The organism is Streptomyces sp. bgisy100 (assembly GCF_057709105.1).
The window spans coordinates 1-26895 of the sequence record NZ_JBYITE010000006.1; the positions used below are offsets into that span (position 1 = coordinate 1).

General features: G+C 71.8%; 14 protein-coding genes. 6 read left to right on the top strand and 8 right to left on the bottom strand.

The genetic code is table 11. From position 1 onward, the window contains the following. Positions 1-284: 284 nt before the first annotated feature. Positions 285-1169, bottom strand: a complete 885-nt coding sequence (locus AC3EQ1_RS05970) for a glutamate ABC transporter substrate-binding protein (protein ID WP_432093210.1) — start codon at positions 1167-1169, stop codon at positions 285-287. 742 nt (positions 1170-1911) lie between these two features. Here AC3EQ1_RS05970 and AC3EQ1_RS05975 point away from each other — a divergent pair. Then, complete coding sequence (locus AC3EQ1_RS05975) at positions 1912-2628, top strand: hypothetical protein (protein WP_432093211.1); 717 nt, start codon at positions 1912-1914, stop codon at positions 2626-2628. A gap of 95 nt (positions 2629-2723) precedes the next feature. Here AC3EQ1_RS05975 and AC3EQ1_RS05980 read toward each other — a convergent pair whose 3' ends face one another. Next, positions 2724-2930, bottom strand: a complete 207-nt coding sequence (locus AC3EQ1_RS05980) for a hypothetical protein (protein WP_432093212.1) — start codon at positions 2928-2930, stop codon at positions 2724-2726. 401 nt (positions 2931-3331) lie between these two features. Between AC3EQ1_RS05980 and AC3EQ1_RS05985 the strand changes: the two genes are divergently transcribed. The 4 genes from AC3EQ1_RS05985 to AC3EQ1_RS06000 all read left to right on the top strand — a co-directional run bounded on the left by AC3EQ1_RS05985 (position 3332) and on the right by AC3EQ1_RS06000 (position 8530). Next, positions 3332-3925 carry a hypothetical protein gene (locus tag AC3EQ1_RS05985; protein ID WP_488187143.1) on the top strand — a complete coding sequence of 198 codons (594 nt, stop codon included), beginning with the start codon at positions 3332-3334 and terminating at the stop codon, positions 3923-3925. Positions 3926-4296: 371 nt separating this feature from the next. Next, the gene (locus tag AC3EQ1_RS05990) at positions 4297-5118 is read left to right on the top strand and encodes an SAM-dependent methyltransferase (RefSeq protein WP_432093214.1); all 822 of its coding nucleotides are present in this window, start codon (positions 4297-4299) and stop codon (positions 5116-5118) included. 421 nt (positions 5119-5539) lie between these two features. Then, on the top strand, positions 5540-8041 hold the full coding sequence (locus AC3EQ1_RS05995; protein WP_432093215.1) for a SpoIIE family protein phosphatase: 2502 nt from the start codon (positions 5540-5542) through the stop codon (positions 8039-8041). A 24-nt stretch (positions 8042-8065) separates the two neighbouring features. Next, a complete protein-coding gene (locus tag AC3EQ1_RS06000) occupies positions 8066-8530 on the top strand; it encodes a YchJ family protein (RefSeq protein WP_432093216.1) in 465 nt (154 codons plus the stop codon). 91 nt (positions 8531-8621) lie between these two features. Here AC3EQ1_RS06000 and AC3EQ1_RS06005 read toward each other — a convergent pair whose 3' ends face one another. The 6 genes from AC3EQ1_RS06005 to AC3EQ1_RS06030 all read right to left on the bottom strand — a co-directional run bounded on the left by AC3EQ1_RS06005 (position 8622) and on the right by AC3EQ1_RS06030 (position 24904). Beyond that, complete coding sequence (locus tag AC3EQ1_RS06005; protein WP_432093217.1) at positions 8622-9548, bottom strand: serine hydrolase; 927 nt, start codon at positions 9546-9548, stop codon at positions 8622-8624. Between the two features lie 413 nt (positions 9549-9961). Then, positions 9962-11017 (bottom strand): MDR family NADP-dependent oxidoreductase, encoded by a 1056-nt coding sequence (locus AC3EQ1_RS06010; RefSeq protein ID WP_432093218.1) that lies wholly within the window; start codon positions 11015-11017, stop codon positions 9962-9964. A gap of 1 nt (position 11018) precedes the next feature. Continuing rightward, on the bottom strand, positions 11019-12737 hold the full coding sequence (locus tag AC3EQ1_RS06015) for a phytoene desaturase family protein (RefSeq protein ID WP_432093219.1): 1719 nt from the start codon (positions 12735-12737) through the stop codon (positions 11019-11021). A 44-nt stretch (positions 12738-12781) separates the two neighbouring features. Beyond that, complete coding sequence (locus tag AC3EQ1_RS06020) at positions 12782-14449, bottom strand: phytoene desaturase family protein (protein ID WP_432093220.1); 1668 nt, start codon at positions 14447-14449, stop codon at positions 12782-12784. Beyond that, positions 14439-23930, bottom strand: coding sequence for an amino acid adenylation domain-containing protein (locus AC3EQ1_RS06025; protein WP_432093221.1), 9492 nt, complete (start codon positions 23928-23930; stop codon positions 14439-14441). The genes AC3EQ1_RS06020 and AC3EQ1_RS06025 overlap by 11 nt, the downstream gene beginning before the upstream one ends. A 59-nt stretch (positions 23931-23989) precedes the next feature. Beyond that, the gene (locus tag AC3EQ1_RS06030) at positions 23990-24904 is read right to left on the bottom strand and encodes a sterol desaturase family protein (RefSeq protein ID WP_432093360.1); all 915 of its coding nucleotides are present in this window, start codon (positions 24902-24904) and stop codon (positions 23990-23992) included. 1156 nt (positions 24905-26060) lie between these two features. Here AC3EQ1_RS06030 and AC3EQ1_RS06035 point away from each other — a divergent pair. Beyond that, positions 26061-26654, top strand: coding sequence for a hypothetical protein (locus AC3EQ1_RS06035; RefSeq protein ID WP_432093222.1), 594 nt, complete (start codon positions 26061-26063; stop codon positions 26652-26654). Positions 26655-26895 lie beyond the last annotated feature (241 nt).

Genomic DNA, 26895 nt, shown 5'->3' on the forward strand with positions numbered 1-26895 from the left:
GGCCGGCGCCAGGCCACGGAACGCGGTGGCGCCGGGCCCCGGAACGCAGTGCCGTCGGCGGGGCACCGGGAACGGAGCCCCTGCCGGATCCACTGTCCCGCCCCGCGCCGGGAGCGGTGGATCCGGCGGTCTCGTGCTCATCGGAGGCCCGTGGTCCGCCCCGGCCATCGGGACGGACCGCGGGTCGGGATGGACCGGGCATCAGGACGAACCGGGCTCCACCCGGCAGCACCGGGCCGGGAACGCGGCCCTCGCCGGGCAGGAAGCCCGGCGTCAGGGGCTCGTCAGGAAGAACCCGTCGGGCAGGGGTCCACATCCGGGTTGGGCACCGCGCCGGAGGTCTGCCACAGGGTCTTGGACAGCGCGTTCACCCAGGCACCGTCCCGGTAGGAGTGGTTGATCGTGCGGTTCAGGAACTCGCACATCTCGGTGTCGCCCTTGCGGTAGCCCACCCCGTAGCGCTCGGTGCTGAAGGTGTCGCCGACCACCTTCAGGGCATCGGGCGCCTGCGCCGCGTAGCCGAGCAGGAGCGCCCCGTCCGTGGTGACCGCGTCGACCACACCCTTGCGCAGCCGCTGGACGCATTCGGTGTACGTGCCGTAGGGGACCGGCTTGGCCCGGTACTTCTCCTCGACGGTCTTGATCGAGGTGGTCCCCGCGGCGGAGCAGACCTTCTTGCCCTGGAGGTCCTTCGGCCCGGAGATGCTCTTGTCGTTCTTCTGCACGAGCAGTTGCTGGCCCGTGACGTAGTACGGGCCCGCCATGCCGACCACCCGACGCCGCTCGGGAGTGATCGAGTACGAGGCGATCACCAGGTCGACCCGCTTGTTGCGCAGATAGGACTCCCGGTTCTTGGAGACCGTCTCGACCCATCGGATCTTTTCCGGCGCCAGTCCGAGCTGCCCGGCTATGATCTTGGCCATCTCGACGTCGAAGCCCTCCGGGGTCTTCGCGCCCGGCTTCTTGTAGCCGATTCCGGGCTGGTCGAACTTCACACCGATCCGGATCCGGTCCGCCTCGTGGAGTTTCTCCATCGTGCTGCCGGCCGGGAAGGCGGGGTCGGTTGCGACCTGAACCGAGTCGTCCGCTTCGGGCGCGTCGCTACTGCACCCGGTGATGGTGAGGGTCGCGGCGATAGCTGCGGCGAGACCCAGTCTGCGGACGGTCACGATGTACTCCCTGAGGGTGGGATCGGGCTCCCCTGAAGATCAGGGGGCGACATGGCTCCGGAAGTCCGGAACCACACGGAAGGTCCTGGTCGTACGCGTGCGCGACCGGTCGGGAAGCCCCCCGAGGGTGGTCCGCACACCGGTACCCACACCCTCTTCACGCTGTTCTCCCCGCCCCTTTACGCAGGCGCCACCACGCCTACACGCCTTTGTGTAGTCGGTACTACAGCAGACTGCGGGTATCTGCGCCAGAATTGTTGAGCACTCCGTCGATCAGTACATGCGATCGTGACCCTCCGGTGGGCTCGCCCGGTGCGGCCCGGGAAGCGGGGGAGGGGCCTCGGGCGATGCCCGGACGGCTGCTGGGCTGCGGGTTCCAGCCGTGCGGGGGTGGGTGCCGGATCATCCGGAATGCACCGTTCCGTTCCTGGGCTTCCCGCCCCGGCGCGCCTCCCGTGCGGCCGGGTGCCGACCGGGTGGCGGGTGCCATCCGCAAGGAAGGGCCGAGGGGCTGCTTTTGCCTCGGCGCTGTGTGAGCCTTGTCGTGACTTCTGCCGATGTCATCAGGCAAAGGCGGAGGTTCGCCGAAGATCTGCAACAACAGTGATGGGGGTCAGCTGTGTGCGGACGGAGTGGGTCATGGCGTCGCGCGAGAGCGTGGACCGTGGTGCTGTCGGCGGCCGTGCTGCTGGCGGGGTGCTCGTCGGGTGAGGCCGGTGCCGGGGCGTCGCCCAGCGCTTCCGTGACTGCCTCCACGACCGCCGCCGTCTCCTCCGGGCCGCCCACTCCGTCACCGTCCACACCTCCGCCGTACCCCACCGGCAGCGCCGGCTGCCATCGGAACGCGTCCTGGAGCACGAAGGACGCGGTGGAATGGCTGCGGCTCAATGCCGAAACCCCCGGCTCCGCGTTCTCCGTCACCCAGGACGCCGTGGAGCTCGAACGGTCCCCGGACGGCTACGGGCCGCTGTGCAGACCGCTGACCGTCCATGTGGAGATCTGGAAGCTCGGCTACAGCGCCGCCCGCGGAGGGCCGGTCTCCCGTGAGGACCTGCTGAAGCACCGGTCGCGGCCGGACTACTACTTCGAGCTGACCCTGGTGAAGCGTGCGCGGTTCCGGGCCGACGGCCGGGAGGCCCACACCGTGCGCTTCCCCCGGAGCGTGCGTGCCGCGCGTCTCGGCGCCTGTACCGGTTCCCTGGTGGCCGTCTCCGTCGGTGGTCCGCTCGCCGCGCGGGAGCTGCCCCGGGACATCAGCACCACCACCGGGAACGGGCCGCTGGACCGCGAGGACGTCGGCTTCCGGACCGAGCGCGTCGCCGAGTACGGGCTGACGGCTCCCTCCGCACCCCGGATGTGCGGGCCCGACGGCCGTCCGGCCGCGACCCCGTCCCCCGGAGGCGCCGGGCCCTCCTTCCCCGGCGGCCTCTCGCTGCCGGCCCCGCCGTCCAACGGCTGACGCCCCCTCTGCACCTCCGCACCGGATGTCCGGTGACCGATGGGGAATTCGGGGGCAGGCAGGTGACGGCGTGCCGGGTGACGGTCCGTCGGTGATCACTCGACGATGCGGAACGGCCTGTTCCGGAAGGGGGGTTCGGGGTCGTCCTCGTCCCCGGTCGTGTCCTGCTCGTCCGTACCGTCCATGCCCTCGGAACCGGTTCCGCTCTGTCCGCGCAGCGCGGCCAAGGCCTCCACGAACGTTTCGCCGGTCACCTGCATACGGATTCTGGCGAGCTGTTCGACATCGTCATCTCTGGGCACAGGAGCAAGCTTAAGAGGTCTTATGACCGTCTCTTGTCGCCAGTCGTTCGGATAAATGGGAAGTTGCGGACGTGTTTGCGCCGCGCTGAGTCGGATGGGCCCCCGGGGCCGTACTGATCGGCGTGATACCGCTGCGGGCGGATGTCGGGTCCCGGGCCCGGGGCGGTGTCACGACCGGGAGAGACCGACGGACCGATGCGGCACGTCCCCGAGGGTGAGAGTGCCGGTGCGCGGCGGAGAGGACCGCCGAACCGTGCGGATGACTCCCACGTCCCAGCTCTTTCTTTCCACTGCGAGGTGAACGCATGTCTCGTGCAAGGCGCACCAACAAGAGTCGTGTTCTCGGTATCGGACTGGCAAGTGCGGGTCTGATCACCGGTGTTGTGGCCACCGGAGCGGCCATGGCGGGGGAGGGCGGCGAGTCCGCCGCCGCCGCGAAGAAGCCCGTGAAGTCCGCCTCGTGCCTGTCGGCCGACGCGCCGTCGTCCGGCGTGGTGGCCAAGGCGCGGCAGGGCGGATCCGTCGATCTGGCGCGGCTGGACGGGCAGGTGGCGGGCCTGCTCGCCGCGGCCGGAGCCGAGGCGGACAGCCTGCAGAGCCTGGACGACGCGCTGCGCGCCGTCCCGTCCCGCGACGCCGGTGTGGTGATCGACGGCGTGAGGATCGGCAGTGACAAGGCGCCGACCGTCCGGGTGAAGTCGCTCGACGAGCGGGATCCCGAGGCCTGGGCCAAGGCCAATCCGAAGGCCGACCTCGGGCGGATGAACGCGCAACTGGCCGCGGTGAACCAGAGCCTGGCCGACATCTGGTCCCAGACGGGCGGACTCGAAAACCTGCAGGCCGCCTTCGGTCAGATCGCGATCAACAGCAATATCGACATCGATGACATCGATATCGACGACATCGAAATCGATCTCAAGAAGGCCGATGCGGACCAGGTGAAGGTCCGGATGAAGTCCGCCGGCTGCGGGGCGGGGCAGGCCGCGCGGGAGTGACCCACGGGGTCCGCGCCCAGGACCGCCGACGGGAAGCCGTCACCGGGGGGAACGGCCCCGCCCGTCGGCCCGCCTGCGGTTCCACGCCCCCTCCTCCCGGGGGGCGTGGAACCGTACGGTTCCCGCCGCCGTGAACGGTCGCCGCCTGTACGGAGCGGCGGCCCGTCGACGTTCCGCACCTGCCGGCCTGCCGACCGCAGCACACCACCGGCCGGAGCCGCGGGCCGCTCTGCGTGCACCGCCCGGTGTCGGCGTGCGCCCGGGCCCCGACTCGCCGCCACGGTAGGGAAGTTGAGGCGTCAGGGGTCCCTGAGAGTCCCGGGACCACCTACGATGATCCCGGCGTGCAGGGGCAGGAGAGGACCGGTGGCATGGCCGACGAGTTCCACGCGGTGGACCAGAGCACTCCGAGCATTGCCCGGGTCTACGACTATCTGCTCGGCGGCAAGGACAACTACGCCGTGGACCGGGTGATCGGCGACCGCTTCAAGGACGACATGCCCGGGTCCGTGGCGATCGCCCATTCCAATCGCGCGGCGCTGGTGCGTGCGGTGCGCGACATCGCGCTGAACACCGGCATCCGGCAGTTCCTCGACCTCGGCAGCGGGCTGCCCACCGCCGACAACGTGCACCAGGTCGCCCAGCGCAACGCACCGGGGAGCCGCGTCGTCTACGTCGACAACGACCCCATCGTGCTGGCCCACGGGCGAGCGCTGCTGGAGGAGAACGAGGACACCTGTGTGATCCGGGCGGATCTCCGCGACCCCCGCCGCATCCGCGAGCACCCGGGCACCACACGGCTGATCGACTTCGACCGGCCGGTCGCGGTCATCCTCAGTGCGATCCTGCACCACGTCAACGACGAGGAGGACCCCGTCGGTCTGGTCGAGTACTGGCGTGATCAGGTGCCGTCCGGCAGCCACTTCTTCGTCAGCCACTTCCGCAGCGGCAACAATCCGGAGACCGCGGAGGCGGAGGCGGTACTCCAGAAGACCTTCGGACGCGGACGCTGGCGCACCGACGAGGAGATCGCCGGCCTGCTGCCGGGCCTGGAGGTGCTGGAGCCCGGGGTCGTACCGACCTCGGCGTGGCGCCCGGACGAGGCCGCCGGCGTGCCGAGGATCGGCCCTCCGGACGCGGGGCTGTCCGTCTGGGAGCGGCTCATCGTGGCGGCGATGGCCAGGAAGCCGTAGCGCCGGTCGGCCACCTGCCGCCGCTCGCGGTCCGGGCCCGACGTGCGCGGTCCCGGCCGGCGCGCCTGCCGTGCGCGGTGGGTGCCGCGGAGCCACCGCACGCCATTCCCGGGTCCCTCCGCGCACCGCCGTACGCCCTCCCGGGACGCCGACGGGCCGCGAGCGCGCGGGCCCGGCCGGGGCGGTGCCGTTGCTCACGGCGCGTGCCCACCCTCGCACGCTGCGGAACCGCGCCGGTGTTCCCGCGGTTCGCCGGTACGTCCCGCCCGCCCGGTGCCCCGAGGGCCGCGGCCTCCGGCCCCTCCCGTCCCGTCCGGCACCGGCCGAAACGTCGCCGCCCCCGGTACCGTGGAAAACAGGCTGGTGGCCGTATGACAGCAGGGCCCGCGACGGGCCCGCGCCCCGGCACTGGACGGCTGGCATGGGCACTCCCAAGAAGAACAGATCCCCCGCAGGCAGCACTCCCTTCGACTTCGCGCGGACGGCCGTGATGCTGGTGGACACCGACGGTGTGGTCCGTGGCTGGACCGAGGGGGCCGAGGAACTCCTCGGGCACCCGGCACCCGACGCCCTGGGCCGGTCCCTCGCCCAGCTCTTCCGGTCGGTGGACGGCGACGGGACTCAGCACGAGAACGTCGCCACCCGGCTCGGCGACGCGGACGGCTGGAGCGGGACCCAGGCCGTACGGCACCGGCAGGGCCACCGGCTCGACCTGGAGGTGCGGATCCTGCCGGTGCAGGACACCGACGGCCACGCCCCGCGCCTGGTCCTCGCCGCCGACATGGCACAGACGCCCTGGCCCGGGGTGAACCGTTCCCTGCTGGAGGGCATCTTCACCATGTCGCCGGTGGGCGTGGCCATGCTCAACACCGACCTCCGGTTCGTGTGGGTGAACGACGCTCTCGAAGTCATGGGCGGCGTGCCCCGCGAGGAGCGCATCGGCAAACGGCTCGGTGATGTGCAGCCGGGGCTGGCCGTGGAGGCCATGGAGGCCGAGATGCGCCGGGTGCTGGAGACCGGCGTCCCGTCGGTCGGATTCGAGTACCTCGGCCACCCGGAGTCGGACAGCGTGCGCGAACACGCCTACTCCACCTCCTTCTTCCGCCTGGAGGACGAGACGGAGGAGGTCCTCGGCGTCTGCTACATGGTGCTGGACATCACCGAGAACTACCGGGCCCGGCAGCGGCTCGCCCTGCTGAACAAGGCCAGCGAACGGATCGGCAGTTCCCTGGACGTGCTGCGAACGGCACAGGAACTGGCCGATGTCGCCGTGCCCGACCTCGCGGACTTCGTCACGGTCGACCTGCTCGACGTGATGCTGTCGGGCGGTGAGCCGCCCCCCGGGCCGATCGACGCCACGGACCTGTCGACCATGCGCCGTGCGGGACAGAAGTCCGTCCGGGAGGGCTGCCCCGAGGCCGTGGTCGAGGTGGGCGGTCTCCCCGCCTACCCGGCGTCCGCGCCCGTCGTGCTGAGTCTCACCGTCGGCAGTTCGTCGCTGTACCCGACGCTGGACCTGTGCGCCGGGGAGTGGGCGGCCGACGACCCGGTCCGGGCGGCGCACCTCCATCAGTACGGCTTCCACTCGCTGATGGTCGTCCCGCTCCGCGCGCGGGGCATCATCCTGGGCGCTGCCGCGTTCGCCCGCTGGCAGCCCAAGGGCCCGTTCCAGCCCGACGACCTGGTCCTCGCCGAGGAGTTCGTCAACCGGGCCGCGGTGTCCATCGACAACGCCCGCCGCTACACCCGGGAGCACACGGCGGCCCTGGCGCTCCAGCGCAGCCTGCTCCCGCACGATCTGCCGCAGCAGGGCGCCGTCGACGCCGCGTACCGCTATCTGCCGGCCGACTCGCGCAGCGGCGTGGGCGGCGACTGGTTTGACGTGATCCCGCTCTCCGGGGCGCGGGTCGGGCTGGTCGTCGGTGACGTCGTGGGGCACGGTGCCCATGCGGCGGCCACGATGGGCCGGCTGCGCTCGGCGGTGCAGACCCTGGCGGACATGGACCTGTCCCCGGAGGAGGTGCTGGCGCACCTGGACGACATGGTCGGCCGGGTCGCCGACGAGACGGACACCGGCCCGCAGGTGATCGGAGCCACCTGCCTGTACGCGGTCTACGATCCGGTCGCCCGCACCTGTTCGCTGGCCCGGGCCGGTCACCCGCCGCCGGTGCTCGTCAGCCCGACCGGGATCTCCCGGCTTCTCGAACTTCCCGCCGGACCGCCGCTGGGCCTCGGGGGGCTGCCGTTCGAGTCGCGGACGCTGCCGCTGCCCGAGGGCAGTCTGCTCGTCCTCTACACCAACGGTCTGCTCACCGGGCAGGCGCTCGACGTCGACGGCGGGCTCAGCAGGCTGCACGCCGCCCTGGCCGCTCCGCAGGCGCCGCTCGAAGAGATCTGCGACGCCGTCATCAGCAATCTGCCGGGCACGCGACCGGTCGACGACGTGGCGCTGCTGCTGGCCCGTACCCGCGCCCTGGGCCGGGACCGGGTCGCCTCCTGGGAGATCCCGGCCGATCCGGCGGCCGTCGGCGACGCCCGCGCCAAGGTGGCGCGCCAACTGGCCGCCTGGGGGCTCTCCGACCACGGGTTCGCCACCGAACTGGTCGTCAGCGAGCTGGTCACCAACGCCATCCGGCACGCCGGGGGACCACTCCGTCTGCGGATGATCCGGGAGCGCGCCCTGATCTGCGAGGTGTCCGACGGCAGCAGCACCTCTCCCCATCTGCGGCACGCGCGGACGACCGACGAGGGCGGCCGGGGGCTGTTCCTGGTCGCCCAGCTCACCCAGCGCTGGGGCACCCGCTACACCCCCGAGGGCAAGACCATCTGGGCCGAGCAGTCGCTGGACCCCACCGCCTTCGGAGGGCACAACAACGGCCTCGGGGACCTCGTCGGTCTGCACACCGCCGACGAGCTCGGCTGATCGCGGCTGCGGGACAATGGGCGCATGTCCCGACGCAGCTCCCGCCCGCAGAAGTCCTCCGCCCGACGCCGTCCGTCGCTAGCGGCCCCGCACCCCCGGACCGCACCGGACGCCCCCTGCCCGTGCGGGCTGCCCGCCGGCTACACGGACTGCTGCGGCCGGCTGCACCGCGGCGAGGCGTCCGCGCCCACCGCGGAGAAGCTGATGCGCTCGCGCTACAGCGCCTTCGTCGTCCGCGACGAGGCCTACCTGCTGCGCACCTGGCACCCCCGGACCCGGCCGCGCCACCTCGACTTCGACGCCGGGCTGCGCTGGTCGGGCCTGGAGATCCTGGACACCGCCGACGGCAGCCCCTTCCACACCACGGGGACGGTCACCTTCCGGGCCCGTTACACCGAGCAGGGCCGGCCGGGGGAGCTCCTCGAGCACAGCCGCTTCGAACGGCACGACGGCGCATGGGTCTACGTGACGGCGCTCGACACCGACTGACCGGTTCCGCGGTGGGCACCGTGCGGGAGAGGGCGTCTTCGGTGCGCCACGGTGCCGTGCGGGAGCGGGCGTCTCCTTCGGTGCCGCCCGCTCACCCGGAGCCGGACAGGCCGTCGTGCAGGGCGCGGGCAGCGCCCTCGACGGTGGCGATGCCGTCGTCCATGGTCGGATTCCCCTGGGAGAGCACGACCATCCCGCGGTCGTGGCCGTCCCCGGTGAACGCACCGATGCTGTGCACCCGCCAGCCCCCGGTGGACCGCGGCAGCCAGCCGTTCTTCAGCTGGACCGCCGCTGTGCCGGGCGCCCCGGCGGGCACGCCCCAGCGCTGCTCGGGAACCACCCGCCGCATCAGGCCCAGGGCGTACGCCCGTGCCGGCCGGTCGAGGACCGGATTCTCCGACGTGAGCAGGCTCAGCAGCCTCAGCTGGTCGTCGGCGGTGATCCGGGTGAGCCCCCAGTGCCCGTCCGCGCCCGGAACCGTGTGCCGCAGGCCCGCCAGCTCCAGGAAGTGCCGGATGCCGTCGGGCCCGATCCGGCGCCAGAGCTCGGAGGTGGAGGCGTTGTCCGACTCGGTGATCATCGCGGTGGTCAGCCGCACCTCCTCCGCGGTCAGCGGGTACCGGCGCTCCATGGCCTGCCGCAGCAGCGCCCCGAGGACGGTGACCTTGACCACACTGGCCGAGTCGAAGGCCGCCCCGGCGTTGTAGGAGCAGCTGGTGGCGGTGGGGCGGTCGTAGAACGCGACGGCGGAGGTGCCCGGACGCCCGTGCAGCCGGAGCGCCAGATCCCGCGAGAGCCGCAGCGCCAGGCCGGGCTGCCGGGAGGAGCAGACGACCTCGGCCCCGCCGGCCGATGCCCGGGCCGTGGTCGCCCCGGCGGGAGCCGCCGTCGCGAGGACGGTCAGCGCCGATCCGGCGGCGGCGATGGCCGCGAGTACCCGTCGGGGGCGGGGTCCGAGGGCCGGTGGGGCGGGAAGCCACCCGAAACCGGGGCGGGGTGATATGGGGGAATTCTCCATATTCGGTGCGGTCTCGCTCTCCTGTCGTCGCCGAGGGTCAGCCGTTGCCGTTGCCGTGGCCGCGTCGGTTCGGAGTCCGTGCTCACCGGACGGGCTCCACGCGGATGCCGTACGGCGGGGTCGCGTCATGCTGTTGTGGCCGCGGCAAGCGGTGCCGGTCCGTCCCGGTGGGGGACGGTGTACGCCCGGCTGCCGGGTGCGCCTGGTCCGGCTCCGGCACCCCGGGGCCGGTGAGCGGCCCGGCCGCCGGCCCGGCGCCGCTCCGGCGGGGCCGCCCGCTCCGTCCGCCGGCGCGGGTTGCCCGGCGGCGCAGTCCGGCCGGGACGACTGTACGGGAACCAGGGGGCGGCGCTCGATCCTCGCAGGAGAAACGGGCGGCGGCCGGGCCCGCCGGCGCCGCCGGACTCCGGAGCTCACACCCGGACCAGCACCTTGCCCCGGTTGGCCGCCCGGTCGAGGTAGAGACTGCGGTAGGCGTCCGGGATGGCGTCGAACCCGTACCGGACCGTCTGCTCGTACGCGATCTCACCGCGGCGGATCATCCCGCCCAGCTCGGTGCGGAGCGCTGCCCAGTTCTGCGGGGTGAACCACTCCAGCGCGAAGATCCCGCGGATCGTGGTGCGCGGGAACATGATGTACGGCAGCAGCCGCGGTCCCACGTGATCGGAGCCGACCTGGGTCGCCCACTGCCAGCACACCGCCACCTGGCTGTCCACGTTGAGCAGGGAGAACACCGCGTCCGTCACGCTGCCGCCCAGGCTGTCGAAGTACTTGTCGACGCCGTCCGGCGCCGCGGCCCGGAGCGCCTCGCGCACCTCGTCCGCGCCGTCGCCCTGCCGGTAGTGCACCACCGCGTCGAAGCCCAGGTCCCGCAGGTGGTCCGCCTTCTCCGGTGAGCCGGTGGTGCCGACCACCCGGGCTCCCGCACGCCGGGCCAGCTGCCCGACCAGGGTGCCCACCGAGCCCGAGGCACCACTGATCACGACGGTGTCGCCGGGGCGGACGGTGAGGAACTTGGTCAGCGTGCCCCAGGCGGTCATGCCCGGCCCGCCCAGGACGCCCAGCGCCGTCGAGAGCGGCAGCGAGGCGTCGTAGTCCTGCGGATCGAGTTTCCGGAAGGCCGGGAACACCATCGGGAAGGTGCCGGTGCGCCACAGCGTCGCCGCACCGTTGCTGATCAGATGGCTGCGCCAGCCGCCGAACCCCTGGACCAGTTCGCCCGGCCGGTGCGCCGCGCGCGGTCCGGCGTCGAGCACCTCCATGATGGAGTCCGCGCCCATGTGCGCCCCGAGCGGCGTGTCGAGACAGATGCCCTGGAGGTAGGGATCGACCGACACGTAGAGGGTCTTGAGGAGCATCTCGTCGTCCGCGAGGTCGACCTCGAGGTCCTCGGTCACCTTCTCGTAGATCCGGTCCACCTCGGGCACGCCCTCGACGTGCTCCCGCACCACCCACGTCCGGACCTCCACGTCATGCCTCCTGTCGGTGTGAACGGAGCCGACCCGCGGCGGCGCCCGGGCCCGGGGGCGCCACCCGGTCCACGACATGGGTCGGCAGCGGCGCCGTACGGTCGATGCCCGCGGTGAACGCCCTGCCGTCGTCCCGGCAGATGAACTGCATGACGTGCCGGCCCGCCGCCGCGGCCCGGATCAGACCGCCGGTGGTCGCCCAGACGCCGGAGAGATAGAAGTTCTCCAGCCCGGGCAGCCCGGGGCCGTGCTTCTTGATCTGCTCCTCGAGCGTCTCGCCGCCCTCGACGAACGGCTGCCAGCCGAGCACCGTCCCGTCGTAGTTGCCGGTGTAGCGGACCTGGGTGAGAGGGCTCGACACATCGCGGACGGCGATCGAGTCCCCGATCCCCGGGTGGCGCTGCTCCAGAATCCGCAGCAGAGCGTCCCTGACGCGGTGTTTGGCGGTGTAGTACGCCTTGCCGCGGCGCACCGGCAGAGTGTGGAGCTCGGTTCCCCCGCGGACCCGGCTGGCCTGTTCCGGACCGTCGCTCAGCGCCCGCCACGGCGCGATGTCGCAGAAGTACGTGGCGTACACCACCGTCGTCCCCTCCGGCGACAGCTCCGGGTAGTGCCTGCTGCGGAACTGGACGTTGACACTCGGGTGGCTGATCCCGGTCAGCTCCGCGGCCTCGGCGTCGCTCAGCAGATGGGTGGTGCAGGGATCGCCGTCGGGGAAGGGGCGCCGCAGCCCGAGGAAGAGGGTGACATAGCCGGGGAACACCATGCCCGGCTGCTCGATGGTGCTGGTGTACAGCCTGCGGTAGGTCTCGTCGAGATAGCGGCCCTTGAGGAACCGCATCAGCGTGGTGTGGCCGTCGCAGGCCGAGACCACGATGTCGGCGCGGACCTCGCTGCCGTCGCTGAGCCGCACCCCCGTCGCCCGGTCGTCCTCGACGAGGATCTCCTCGACCCTGGAGTTGTAGCTCACCTCGCCGCCGAGCCGCAGGTAGCGCTGCTCGATCGACCTGCTCAGCCCCATCGAACCGCCCTCGGGCACCCCCGCCGACAGATTGGCGTGCGAGGCCAGCTGGAAGTAGAACGGCAGCACCGGGAAGTTGGGGTGCTTCTCGTAGAGGATGAAGTTGAACGCCTCCCGCAGCAGCGGATCCCGGAACCGCGCCGAGTAGTCCGTCATCAGCGTCGTGATCGACTTACGGATGACATTGAAGTACGGCACGAAGGACGCCAGCATCCGCCAGCGTTCGAACCGGCCCATCAGGCCGACCGGCTTCAGGAACGGATAGACCGCCAGGCACTTCCGGAAGGCGCGCAGCCCGTCGCAGAACTGCCGGATCAGCCGGGCGTCCCCCGGTGAGAGGTCCACCAGGTGCGCTTCGAGCCGGTCCGGGTCGGAGTAGAAGCGGACCGCCCGGCCGTCCTGTCCGCGCACGATGTTGAACACATCGAAGTGGCGCATCCGTTTCCCCTGCAGCGCGCCGAGTTCGAGCCAGATCTGGTGCATCTCGTTGCCCGGACCGCTGCCGAGCAGCCAGCTGACACAGCAGTCCAGGGTGAAGTCGCCGCGGTCCCAGGCGGTACAGCAGCCCCCGGGGACCTCGTGCATCTCGAAGATCCGGGTCCGGTATCCGTTCATCCGGGCGTAGCACCCGGTGGACAGACCACCGAGCCCCGCCCCGATGATGATCATTGATTCTCTGTTCCGCTTCTCGCGGGGCATGTTCCAGGGCCTCCTCGGCAAGAGCTCGGTCGTCCGTCCGCGGTCTATTCCGCGGGCCACTTCTCGAGCTGGGGCAGATGGCCCAGCTGATCCCGGTGCCACGGCTCCCGGTTCCGGCTCTCCCAGGCCCGGAACTCCATCCCGAGCTCCCTGCACAGGTACTGCACCGCGAAGCGGCCGCTGGACGCGGCCCGGATCAGCCCCCCGCCGCCGGCCCACTGGCCGGCCATGGAGAAGCCGCGCAGCCCCGGCAGCCGCATCCGGTCCTTGTTGACCACGCCGTTGACCAGGTCCTCGGCCTCGGTGAACGACTTCCACGCGAGGATGGAACCGTTGTGGTTGCCGGTGTAGCGGTGGGTCGTGGCGGGTGAGGCCACATCGGCCACCCGGATGCGGTCGCCGGTACCGGGGGAGCGCCGTTCCAGGAAGTCCCGGACGAAGTCGGCGACCTGACGCTTCTGCGCCCAGTACTCCTTGCGGCTCCGGCTGCGCAGCGTCCGCCAGTGCGCGAAGTCGCTGAAGTAGGTGCAGTGCACGACCGAGGAGCCCGGCGGGGCGAACCCCTCGGCATAGCGGGACCGCTGCTGCACCACCAGGCTGTCCTGCAGCGCCCCCGGCAGCCCCGAGCTCTCCTCCTTCGTCAGCAGATACGTGGTGCTGTGCGGGCTGTCCGGCTCCGGCTCCCCGGTGAGCCCGACGAACGCCGACACCACCCCCGGATAGAGCACCTCCGGCTTGTTCAGCAGCGTCGAGTACAGCGTGTCGAGCCGCGGGCTGGAGTACCGGCCGCCGAGCAGGCCGTGCAGGGTGGTGTAGCCGTCGCAGGCCGCCACGATGTGGTCGGCGTACAGCCGCGTGCCGTTCCTCAGCTCCACACCGACGGCCCGGTCGCGCTCCACGAGGATGCGCTCGACCCGCGTGCGATAGCTGACCGAGCCGCCCAGCGAGGTGTACCGGCGCTCGATGGACCGGGACAGCCCCAGGGACCCGCCCTGGGGGAACCCGGCGTTGTCGTTGTACGCACCGGCCATGTTGAACAGGTAGGGCAGCAGCGGGAACCCGCCGTGGTCCTGGAAGAAGATGTTGCGGAACGCGCGCCGCAGCAGAGGATCCTGGAAGCGGTCGGCGAAGGTGTGCATCTGCGTCGCCGCGGTCCGCCAGAACAGCCGGAACGCGGGCAGCACGGTCCGCAGCATCCGCAGCTTCTCCCGCGGCGTCCGCAAGGGCGCCGGAGTGAGGAACGGATACAGCTCGATGCCGATGAACCGCCGCAGGTCACGGCAGAACGACCGGATCAGCCGCGCGTCCGCGGGCGAGATCTCCAGCAGGTGCCGCTGGAGCCGCCCGGGGTCGTTGTAGAAGGTCACCGACCGCCCGGCCTCGTCGACGACCCGGTTGAACATGTCGAAGTTCGTCACCGTCTTGCCGTCGAGCGCGCCGAGCTCGCGCCACACCTGGTGCGCCTCGTTCCCGGCGCAGGTCCCGATCAGCCACTCGATGCAGTAGTCGAAGATGAAGCCGTCGCGCGCCCACGCGGTACAGCAGCCGCCCGGCAGCACGTGCTTCTCCAGGATGCGCGTCTCCATCCCGCTCATCTGGGCGTAGCACCCGGTGGCCATCCCGCTGACCCCCGCCCCGATGACCAGCACCCGGGGCCTGCCCCCGGACGAGGCGTCCCGCGTGGTCCAGTCCGTCCCGACGTCATGCGACATGGGTGCCCCCTCCGGCCAGGATGTCGCGCGCCAGCTTCGCGTTGAGGGCGATGTACTCCTGGTCGAGCATCTCGGCGTGGGTGCCGAAGCCGCGGAACACGGTGGTGCGGGTGGTCGTGCTGCCGTGCCAGCTGCCGTGCTCGTCCGCCGCGTAGAGCGCCACCTTCTCCTGGTCGGAGATGACACTCACCGGGGCGGTGATCACCCCCAGGTTCGGTGTCCGGCTGCAGAAGTGGATGTACTCCCTGGCCTGCTCCAGCGTCTCCTGGGCGACGATCTCCGAGCCGGTGTGCTTGCGCAGATGGTCGCCCAGCTCCCGCTCGAAGGCCTCGAAGTGCTCGCTCCCCAGCTCGAAGGAGTCGCGGATCCGGTATGAGTCCATGATGACCACGTTGGGCACCTCCCGGCCGCGGCGTTCGAGCTCCTTGGCCACCTCGAAGGCGAGATTGCCGCCCAGCGAGTAGCCGAACAGGCTGCAGGGCCCGTCCGGCTGGATCTCCTCGATCAGGTCGGTGTACCGGGCGACCTTGTCGTCGCCGCTCAGATAGTTGAACGCCACGAACCGGTACTCCGGGAGGTGTGTGGCGAACTGGCGGTAGACCAGCCCGTGGCCGCCGGCCGGCGGGAAGCAGAACACCGTCCTCTCGCCGCCCCCGTTGAACCGCAGATAGGGCTGGGATCCGGCGATCCTGCCGGTGACGATGTGCTCCACGGTCCTGGCCATCCCGTGCAGCGTCGTCACCTTGAACAACTGGCTGACCGGAAGCGAGATGCCGAACTCGGACTGCAGATGGTGGATCAGTTCGATCAGCTTGATCGAACTGCCGCCCGCCTCGAAGAAGTCGTGGTGCAGCCCCACCCGCTCCAGGCCCAGCAGCGCCGTCCAGTGCTCGGCCATGCGCTTCTCGTAGAGCGTCACCGGCGCCTCGTGGACCGGATCGCCGCCGCCGAACCGTGGCGCCGGCAGCGCGGCGGTGTCCACCTTGCCGTTCGGCGTCAGCGGCAGTTCGGGGAGCTCGACGAACGAGGCCGGGACCATGAAGGTGGGCAGCTGCGCCCCCAGGTGCCGGCGCAGCGCGGACCAGTCCAGCACCGCGCCCGGCGCCGCGACACCGTACGCGCACAGCACACCCTCCCCCTGGGCGTCCTCGGCGACCGTGACCACGGACTGCGCCAGCGCCGGCCAGAGCGCCAGCCGCGCCTCGATCTCCCCGATCTCGATGCGGTGACCGCGCAGCTTGACCTGCGTATCGGCCCGCCCCAGCAGGTGCACCACCCCGTCGGCGTCCCACCGGGCGAGGTCGCCCGTGCGGTACAGCCGCACCGGTCCGGTGCCGGACGCGCCGCCCGGGGAGAGGGTGACGAACCGCTGCGCCGTCTGCTCCGCCTCCCCGAGGTAACCGTCCGCGACACCGTCGCCGCCGACCCACAGCTCACCGGTCACCCCCGGCGGCACGGGTTCACCGTGTCCGTCGAGGATGTAGAGCGTGCTGTTCGGGAACGGCCGGCCGATCGGGACCATCCGGCTAAGCTCCAGTCCGTCGGCCGGGCCCTCGAAGTAGCAGCTGTCGACGGTGGCCTCACTGAGCCCGTAGGAGTTGACCAGCCGCGTGTCCGGACCGCACAGGCCGCGCAGCCGCTCGTACTCCTCCACCTTCCACGCGTCGGAGCCGACGATCAGCAGCCGCAGGAAGTCCAGGCGTTCGCCCGTGCTCTCGCAGTACCGCATCAGGCCGCGCACGACGGCGGGCACGAACTCGCCGCAGTCGACGCGCTCCGCGCGCATCGTCGCGTACAGCCGGGCCGTGTTGAACAGCAGCTCCCGCGGGACCAGCACCAGGGTGCCGCCCGAGCAGAGCGCACGGACGAGGTCACCGGTGAACACATCGAACGAGAAGCTCGCCATCTGCAGATGGGTGCGGGCCTCCGTGGCGAGTCCGTACTCCTGGTGCCAGGCCCCGTACGCCGAGGCGAGGTTGCGGTGGCTCACCCGCACCGCCTTGGGCCGGCCGCTGGAGCCGGAGGTGTGGATGACGTACGCGGGCGCGTCCGGGCCGGCGGTGTCCAGGCCGTCCGCGCGGCTGTCCCCGTCCGCGGCATCCGCCCCGGCAGGATCGTCGGCCGGAGCGTCGGTGGGCCCGTCCGCCGGGTACCGGTCCTCCAGCGGATACACGTCCTCCAGCGCCAGTACCTCGGCCGACGTCCCCGCCAGCCGCGCGCGGCCGGCCGCGTCCGCGATGACGAGGGCGGTGCCGGCGGTGCGCACCATGCCGTCCAGACGCTCCGCCGGGTAGCCCGGATCGAGCGGCAGATACGCGCCGCCGGCCCGGAGCACCGCCAGCAGCGTGACGACGAGCTCGGGCGACTTCTCCAGGCAGAGCGCCACCACCGAGCCGTCCCGGACGCCCCGTTCGCGCAGCCGCAGGGCCAGTCGGCCCGAGTGGTCCGCCAGTTCGCCGTAGGTGAGCCGCCGGGTGCCGCCCGACTCCGAGGGCGCCGAGACGGCAACCGCCTCCGGATGCTCGGCGGCGGCGCGGGTGACCAGCCGGTGCACCGGCGCCTCGGGCGCCGCCTGCCTGCCGGCTCCGCTCCAGTCCGCGAGAACGGTCTCCCGCTCCGCCTCCGTCATCATCTCCAGCCGCGCCGCCGGCCGCTCCGCCGGAGCGCGGGTCAGACCGTCGAGCAGCCGGACGTAGTGCGAGCACAGCCGCCGCACCGTCTCCGGCCGGAACAGATCGGTGTTGTACTTGAACACGCAGTGGAAGCGCCGGTCGGCCTCGTCCTCGTAGGCGGACAGCGTCAGGTCGAACTGCCCCTCTTCCTCGGGCAGTTCGATGTATTCCAGCCGGTAGCCGTACTTCTCCGTCGCCACCTTGTGGACCAGCAGGATGAACATCGCCTGGAACACCGCGGAGCGGCTCGGGTCGTGCTGCAGCCCCAGCTCCTCGACCAGCCGCACGAACGGGTACTCCTGGTGGTCCAGGCCGCCGAGCACCGTGGCGCGGACCCGCCGCAGCAGCTCGCCGGCCGACGGGGCGCCGTCCAGGCTCACATGCAGCGGCAGCGGATTGACGAAGTAGCCGTAGACCGAGGCGAAGTCCTCCTGTGTCCGGCCCGACACCGGGGAGCCGACGATGATGTCGTCCTGGCCCGAGTAGCGGTGCAGCAGCAGGTAGTAGGCGCTCAGCAGCACCACGAACACCGTGACGTCGTGCTCCCGGGCCAGCGCGTGCACCCGGGCACTGAGCTCGGCGTCGAGGACGAAGAACTCGGACGCGCCGTTGTGCGTCTGGACCGCCGGGCGGGGCTTGTCGGTGGGCAGGTCGAGCACCGGTACGTCTTCGGGGAGATGGCTCCGCCAGTAGTCGAGCATCCGCCGCGCGTCCGGTCCGGCCAGGAAGCGGTTCTGCCAGTTGAGGAAGTCCAGATAGCGGGCGGACACCGGGGGCAGCTGGGCCGGGCGGCCCTGGCGCAGCCCCTCGTAGAGGGCGAGCAGCTCCTCGATGAAGGTGAAGGTGGAGATCGCGTCGGAGACGATGTGGTGGACGGCCTTCATGATCACCCAGCGGTCCGGGCCACGCCGGAACAGCCGGAACCGGACCAGTGGGTCACGCTCCAGGTCGTACGGTTTGCGGTACTCACCGACGATCATCGCGTGGATCTCGTCCCACTCCCGGCCCTCGACGTCGAACAGGGCGAGGTCCGGGACGACGTCGGTGGCGATCCGCTGCACGGGCCGGCCGTCCGCGTCCAGGGTGAAGCCGGCCCGCAGACTGGGGTGCCGATCGATCAGCGTCCGCACGGCCCGGAACATCAGCTCCGGATCCAGCTCCGTGCGCACCTCGACCGCACCGCCGATGTTGTAGGCGAAGCCGTCCGGGTTGAGCTGGCGGAGGAACCACAGCGCCTTCTGGTTCTGCGTCAGCGGATGCTGCCGCTCGTCCTCGAACACCTCGACCGCGGCACCGGCGTCCTCCGGCGTCCCGGCCTCGGCAGGGACACCCAGCCCGTCGTACAGCTGGGCGACCAGTTCGCCGACCGGGGCACTGCTCAGCAGGGCCACCACCGGCAGGGCGACACCCAGTTCGGCGTGGACCCGCGCCCGCAGCTCCATCGCCAGCAGCGAGTCCAGACCCAGGGTGTTGAGCCCGGTGGCGCCGTCCAGCTGGTCCGGACCGACCCGCAGGACCCCGGCGGCCAGCTCGATGAACCGTTCGGTGAGCAGCCGGCGCCGCTCGTCCTCCCCGGCCGCGTGGAACGCCTCCAGGAAGCTCCCGCCGTCCCGGGCGGGCAGGTCCCGGGCGGCGGCCGCCAGGTCGGCGACGAGCGGCGGCGCGGTCGGGTACCAGGCCAGGAAGACCGGCCAGTCGACGACCGTCGCCACCAGCACCTGGGCGCGGTCCTGGCCGATGACGCGCTCCAGCACGGCCATACCGGCCTCCGGCGACAGGGAGCTCATCCCGCGGCTGGCGCGGTAGTGGTCGATCAGCCCCAGCTCCTCGATCATGCCGGTCGCCCACGGCCCCCAGTCCACACTGAGCGCGGGCAGCCCCTGGGCGCGCCGGTGGTGGGCCAGCGCGTCGAGGAAGGCGTTCCCCGCCGCGTAGTTGGTCTGCCCCGCGGTCGTCAGCAGCGAGGCGACGGACGCGAACAGCACGAAGTGCTCGACCGGTTCGTCGCGCAGATGACGGTGCAACAGCAGGGCACCGACGACCTTGGGGCCGTGCACCGCGTCGAAGGACGCGCGGTCCATCTCCGGGAGCAGCCGGTCACGGACGTGGCCGGCCAGGTGGAACACGCCCCGGACCGGCGGTGACTCGTCCTGCCGGTACTCGGCCAGCCACCGGGTCAGCGCGGCCTCGTCGGTGATGTCCAGAGCCACCGGGACGGCCTGCGCCCCCAGCGCCTCCAGCTCCTTGAGGAACCGCACCTGGCGGCCGGCCGGGGAGTCGGGGTCCACGTCCCGCAGCCGGCAGTTCCGGGGCGGGGCGGTGCGGCCCAGGAGAATCAGCCGCCGCGCCCCCCGCTTGACGAGCGTGCGGCACAGCAGCCGTCCCAGGGCGCCGAAAGCCCCGGTCACCAGATAGCTGCCGTCCGGGCGCAGCCGCAGCGGCAGCGGGCCGGTGAGGTCGCCGAGCTGCCGCAGCCGGCTGGTGTGGCGGCGGTCGCCGCGCAGCGCGATCTCGTCCTCGTCACCGCCCGCCACCTCGCGCAGCAGCGCGGCCGCCTCGGCCCGGCGCTCGGCGGGGGAGTCCCCCCGGGACGGGTCGAGGTCGATCAGTGTGCCGCGGTGGGCGGCCAGTTCCTGGTACCCGAGCACCCGGCCGATACCCCAGGCCGACGCGGCCAGCGGCTCGACCGGATCCCCGGCGGACACCGCCTGGGCGCCGCGGGTGACGATGTGCAGCGTGCAGCCGTCCCCGTGGGACTGCAGGGTCCGGGCGAGCGCGATCAGCGAGTAGCTGCCCGCGTCCGTGCACCGGGCCCAGTCCTCCCGGGTCACGGCGCCGATCGACGGCTGATCCAGGTTCCACAGGTGCACTACGGGCCCGAGCGGGACGGCGTCCTGCTCCCGGAGGTCGCGGAACAGCCGGTCGAGGTCGGCGGTGGAGCCGGGGGCGACGGTCGACTCGCGGCCGTCCCGCCCCATCCGGTAGCCCTCACCCCGGTGGACCAGATGGCAGCGCCCGCCGAGCGCTGTCACCCGCTCCGCCAGCGCCTCCGCGACGCCCTGTGCGTCGGCGAGGAGCACCCACCGGCGCGCCGCCGCGGCCCCGAGGGCCTCCGGCACCGCGGCGGTGAGGGGAGCGCCCCCGGCCGCCCGCGCCGCGGACTCGCCGGGCGCCGCCGCGTCGTGGGAGCCGGCCGGCTTCTCGATCCAGGCCACGTCCGTCAGCCAGCTGTCGATCGTGGCGCGTCCGACCGCGGCCGACGCCTTCTCGACATCGGCCGCCCGGAAGCCGAGGATCCGGCCGAGCGGTTCCCCGCCGTCCGCGTACACGCCGATGTCGCCGGTCAGCGCGGCGTCGTCGTGCCCGGAGAGCGTCGCGTGCACCCAGAGCGGCTGATCACCGAAGGGAGCACAGCGCACCTCGTCGATCGACAGCGGCAGCCGGATACCGGTGCCCCGCGGCCCGTCCGCGGCCTCGAGGAGCTGCGGTGTCAGCAACGACTGGAAGCAGGCGTCGAGCAGGACCGGATGGACATGATGGGCCGCGGTGCCGTCGCTGATGGCCTCGGTCGGCCGGATCCGGGCCAGCGCCTCGCCGGACCCGATCCACACCTCCTCGATGGCCTGGAAGGCCGGGCCGTACTGGTAGCCCAGCTCCGCCAGGGCCGCGTAGCACTCCGGACCGTCCAGCCGCCGCACGGTGCGCGCGCGGACCGCGTCGGCGTCCAGCGGCGCCCCCGGCGCCGGGCGCTGGCCCGCCCGGATCACACCGGTGGCGTGCACCGTCGGCTCCTGGGCGTCGTCGGCCGGCGAAGCGACGGTGAAGCCCGCACCCTCCGAGGAGAACGCCAGCTGCACCGTCCGGACGTCGTCGTCCGGCAGGAACAGCGCCTTGCGCAGCTCGATGTCGGCGAGTGCCGCCTCGGTGCCGCCGGTCATGGCCCGGACCGCCTGCACCGCCATCTCCAGATAGCCCGCCGCGGGGAACAGCACGGCGCCCTGCATCCGGTGGTCGTTCAGATAGGGCATCGACTCGGTGTCGAGCCGGGCCTCCCACACCGGTTCGGCCCCGGTGACCCGGCGGCCCAGCAGCGGATGGTCCAGCCGGCCGAGCCGTACCTGTTCGACCGGGGCCGGCTCCACCCAGTAGCGGTCCCGCTTCCACGGATAGCGCGGCAGCCGCGCCGGACCGCCCGTCGGGCAGACCGCCTGCCAGTCGATGTCCACGCCGAGGTTGTGCAGGGCGGCCAGCGAGCGGGTGAACCGTTCGGCCTCGTCCTCCTGGCGGCGGATGGACGGCCAGGTGCCGCCCTCGGCGCCCGCGCCGTCGAGACACTCGCGGATCGCATGGCCGAGCACGGGGTGCGGGCCGATCTCCAGGAACAGGCTGTGCCCGGCACCGATCAGCCGGTCGACGGCGGCGCGGAAGTGGACCCGGTCCCGGACGTTGTGCCACCAGTACTCCGCGTCCAGCTCCGGCCCCCGCGCGACACCGTCGACGCCGGTCAGATACAGCGGCACCGTCGCCTCACGGGGGGTCAGCCCGGCCAGGGAGGACAGTAGCTCGTCCTTGATCGGATCCATCCGCGGGCTGTGGTACGGCACGCGGACGGTGAGCGGCCTGGCGAAGATCTGCTCCGCCCGCAGCCGGTCGGCCAGCTCCGAAAGCGCGTCCTCGTCCCCGGCGAGGGTGATACCGGTCGGGCTGTTCACCGCGGCCACCGCCACCCGGTCGCCGTACGGCAGGACGCGGCGCCCCGCCTCCTCCTCGGTGAGACTGACCGCGAGCATGGAACCGGTGCCCGCCAGCCGCTGCTGGAGGCGGCTGCGGTGCACCACGACCGTGACGGCGTCCTCCAGCGAGTAGACCCCGGCCTCGTGGAACGCCGCGACCTCGCCGGTGCTGTGCCCCACGATCGCGTCCGGCCGCACACCGCGGCTGCGCCACAGCGCCGACAGACCCACCTGGACCGCGAAGTTGGCCGGCTGTGCCAGCCACGTCTCGCTCATCCGCGAGGCGGACTCCTCGGCGTGCATCTCCTCGATCAGCGACCACCCGGTGAGCTTGCGGATCTCCTCGTCGCACCGCTCGACCGCCGCGCGGTAGACCGGCTCGCTCCCGAACAGCCCGCGCCCCATCGCCCACCACTGCGGGCCCATGCCGGTGAACACCCAGACCAGGCGCCGCCGTTCGGGATCACGCCGCTGGTCGAGCAGGACCCGCGGATGCTCCTCGCCGCGCAGGTAGGCGTCCAGCGCCTCGTCCAGTGAGGCACGCGAGGAGTGGACGATCGAGAGGCGGGCGTCGAGGTGCTGCCGGCGGTGGGCCAGTGTGTGGCGGACATCGGCGAGGCCGACGGCCGGACCGTCGGCGCCGTCGAGCGCCCGGCGGACGCCCGCGGCCAGCTCGGGCAGAGCCGCCGGATCGCGGGCCGTCAGCGGCAGAACGGACCAGCCCGGCTCCGCCGGCGAGGACGGGTCAGCCGCGGGAGCCGGGGCCTCCTCCAGCAGGATGTGGGCGTTGGTGCCCCCGAACCCGAACGAGTTCACCCCCGCGCGGGCCGGCCCGTCGTGCGCGGGCCAGTCGGTCGGACGGGTGGGGATGTCGTACGGCATCGATGCGAGATCGATCGCCGGGTTCAGCCGCTCCAGGTTGATGTGGGGCGGAACCCTGCGGTGCTGGAGACAGAGCACGGTCTTGATCAGCCCGGCGATCCCGGCCGCCGACTCGGTGTGTCCGATGTTCGTCTTGACCGAGCCCACATAGCAGGCGTCGCCCGGCTTCCGGCCGATGGACAGCGCCCGGCCCAGCGCCCGGGCCTCGATCGGGTCGCCCACGGGTGTCGAGGTGCCGTGGGCCTCGATGTACTGCAGACCGCCCGGCTGCACCCCCGCCTCGGCGCAGACCCGCTCGATCAGCGCCACCTGGGCGTCCGCGCTGGGCACGGTGATCCCGTTGGTCCGGCCGTCCTGGTTGACGCCGCTGCCGGTGATCACCGCATGGATCGGGTCGCCGTCGCGCACCGCGTCCGCCAGGCGCTTCAGCGCCACCACGCCGACGCCCTCGGCCCGCACATAGCCGTCGGCCGCCGCGTCGAAGGTCCGTGAGCGGCCCTCGGGCGAGAGGAAGCCGCCCTTCGTCTCCGCGATGGTGTACTGCGGAGCCATGTGCAGCAGGGTGCCGCCGGCGAGCGCGAGCCCGGTCTCGCCCCGGAGCAGACTCTGCCGGGCCAGATGCACCGCGACCAGGGACGAACTGCACGCCGTGTCGATGGAGACGCTGGGGCCGCGGAAGTCGAAGCAGTACGAGATGCGGTTCGACACCATCGTCATCATCGTGCCGGTCGCGGTGTGCGCCGCCAGCGTGTCGAACCGCAGATCCGAGAACTGCAGGATCTTGTAGTCCAGCGTGAACGCCCCGATGAACACCCCGACATCGGACCCGGCCAGGTCCGCGGGCCGCTGTCCACCGTCCTCCAGCGCCTCCCAGGCCACCTCCAGCAGTTTGCGCTGCTGCGGGTCCATGTACTTCGCCTCACGCGGGCTGATGCCGAAGAAGGCGGGGTCGAACTCGTCGAAACCGTCGATGTAGCCGCCGCGGCCGCCGATGAGCCGGCCGGGCTTGGCCTGGTCCCGGCTCCCCAGGGTCGTGACGTCGTACCGGTCGGCCGGCGTCGGCGTGATGCAGTCCTTGCCGTCGATCAGGTTCTGCCAGAACACCCGGTAGTCGGAGGCGCCGCCGGGCAGTCGGCACCCCATACCGATGATCGCTACCTGGTCGTGGGAGGCGGCGTGTGGTGAGTCGGTCAACGTCGAATCCTTGTTTCGAAGCACAGCGGTGAGCGGGAAGGGAAAGAAGGTGTGGGTGGTCACCGAGGCGGGGCGGCCGGGACGGCCGCCTGCTGCCGCGGACGGCGCCAGGGCTGGAGCAGGCTCTCGACGACGGCACCGGTTCCGGGAAAGGACGCCGGGTCCTGCAGCCCCACCGCGGTGGGTCTGCGGCCGGGATGCCAGGTGTAGCTCCCGAACAGGTGGTCCCAGACCGACAGGTCGGAGCCGTAGTGGCCGGCTTCGGTCAGGTCGGTGCTGTGGTGCAGCCGGTGCTGTTCGGGGCTCGCGACGACATGGTTGAGCCAGCCGAGCCGGACATCGATGTTGGCGTGCACGAAGTAGCCCTGTGCCACCACGAACAGCCCCGCCGCGAAGACCGATGCGGCGGAGAACCCGGCCAGCGCCAGAGCGACCTGCACGGTGCCCTGGGCGACCACGATGTCGACGATGTGGTTGACCCCGTTGTTGCCGACATTGACCTTGCCGGGCACGTGGTGCACGCCGTGCAGCCGCCACAGCCACCGGTGACGGTGGCTCAGGCGGTGGACGGCATAGCTGGCCAGCGAGCCCACCAGGAGGGCGGACGGGACCTCGGCCCACAGGGGCACCGCCGGGTGGGAGGGCGGGGAGAGCAGGCGGACGGCGCCGGTGACCCCGAACTGCGCCAGGCCTCCGCCCGCCATCGTCAGCAGGAAATACACCCCGTACCAGCCCCATTCGCCGGGGCCGGGGTGCCACGCGGGCTCGTAGGGGATGACGCGCTCCAGCAGCGCGAGATACCCGATGGTGCCGGCGAGGAAGAACGGGGAGACCCGCCCCTCGTCCCAGTGGAAGTGCCAGGTCGCGGCGACCACGAGGACCACCGCCGCCAGCAGCAGCGGATACGCCGTGTGGCGGAGAACGGAGCGCAGGCGCCCTGCCGCACGGGCACGGGGAGCGGGCCCGCGCCCCACGGCAGCGGAGGTGCCGCGGGCGAACGCGGGCACCCCCCGGGAACACTTGATCCTCAACCAACGACGCGGTTCCGAGACCACCGTCAGCCGCCTTCCCCCCAAGACTGAACGAGCCCGCATAAGACTGCCGCCCGTGACCAGTCGGCACACCAGAACATCAGCACATTCACCCGTACGTGCTGATGTGTCATGAATCTGCCGATGGTTTCAATCGGAGGAAAGCCTTCCGGCGTCTGGCATGCGGGTTCCCGCGGCCTCTCGGGGCGCGGCGGGAGGGGCGTGCTCCGGGTTGACGCCCTGTTCGCCTCCGGCTCGGCGTGCTTCCGCGCGCCGCCGGACGGACTCCTGGCCCGATGCATCCATGGGAGGCGGGTGGGTCATGAACTCGACAACGGCATCCCGTTGCCGATGCTGTCGAAGTGGAGGAATTTCAGGGGCGGTTGCAATTGCTCACCCAATGTTCGACGTCGTTCAGGTGTCGAGGGTGTTCGGGTGGATAGAGGGCGTACGAGGGTATTCTTTTGCCTCGTTCCGCCCCGGGCGTATCTCCTCTCGAACCCTCGCTGTGAAAGTTCTGCCGGGATCCGGCCGGATCGGTCCTGCTCCTCGGTGCATTCCACATTTCTGACGGCAATTCACCGATTCAGGAAGGGCGTGCCGCAGGCTTGTTGGGGGAGGGGCGGGCAGGGCCGTCTTCCTCCCGGGCGATGGAGGTGCACGACTTCGTCCGCAGGCGCGCCCTGGTGTCGCACGGTCTCCTGGATATGCCGTCTGATCTGCGATGACGGAAACGGGCGTCAGGGCCGAGGCATCGCGCCGGCCACTGTCCCGCGCGTGGCCCGAGGCGATCATGTGCGCTCGGCGTCGGGGAGATCATTCCGTATCGAGAGACCGAGATGCCCGATGGTGGGGACGGCCCGACCGGGTCCGGCAGAACGAGTGCGGTTCACGAAGCATCCGAAAAATGCACCCGCTGATCGCATTGCGAGGGGAATGTTCCCTGTTTTGATCCCGCGAAGTAGCGCTGACCTCGCTGTCCGCGAGGGAGCCGTACCCACCTGCCGTGACCCCGGGCCGTCACGCTTTAATGGGGTGGCACAGTCGAACGGCAGAACTCGGAGGCAGTCGTATGGGCAGGCATGGACGACCTCACGGGGTGAGTCGCACGCATTCCGCGATATTCACGGCCGCCGCCGCTCTCGGTGTCGTGGGCGTACTGGCCTTCGCTCTGCAGTCGGTCGGTGACGAAACGCCCGCGCAGGCGGAGTCCGGCGCCCGCTACCGCCCCACTCCCGACCTCCCGGACCCCGGGGCCACCCGCTCCGGAAAGACGCACCGTCCCGAGAAGGCGAACCCGTCCGAGGCGAGCCACGGGACCGGTCTGACCGTGAGTTCCTCGGCGGAGCCGGAGCCGCTGCCGACCGAGAAGAAGACGCCGTCCGGCGAGCGGGACGTGCCCGCGGGCAGCGACTCGGCCGAGCCGTCCCGGACCGCCGCCCCGACGGACCGGAGCCCGGCCGGTGCCTCCGCGTCCGACAGCTCCAGCGCGCCCAGCTCCCCGGACGACGGGCGAATCGGGGACTCCGGGCGCGGCCGGGCCCCCGCGGAGCCGACGGACCCGACCGGCACGCCGGAAGAGCCGCAGGACGAGGACCAGGACAGCACGCAGGAGGACGGTCCGCTGAAGCGCACTGTCGACGGCGTCCTCGGCGGTGTCGGCTCCGGGGTGAACGGCCTGCTCGGCAACTGAGAGCGGCCCGCTCGGCAGTCGAAGCGTGTGCACGACGCGGCGTCCGGGCGTCCCGCGGGCATCCCCGTGGAGGCGTCCGTGCGCCGCGTCGTGGTTTCTCGGCGCCGCGCTGCGGCCGTCCGGAGTCTGCCCGTCCCATCCTTGCTCAAGCCTTCGCGGTTTTCTGTTTGGGTATGCCTGAATCTCCCCAGTGTGGCCGGATCCTGCATCAAGGGGAGCATCTGCGACGGTTGCACCGGAC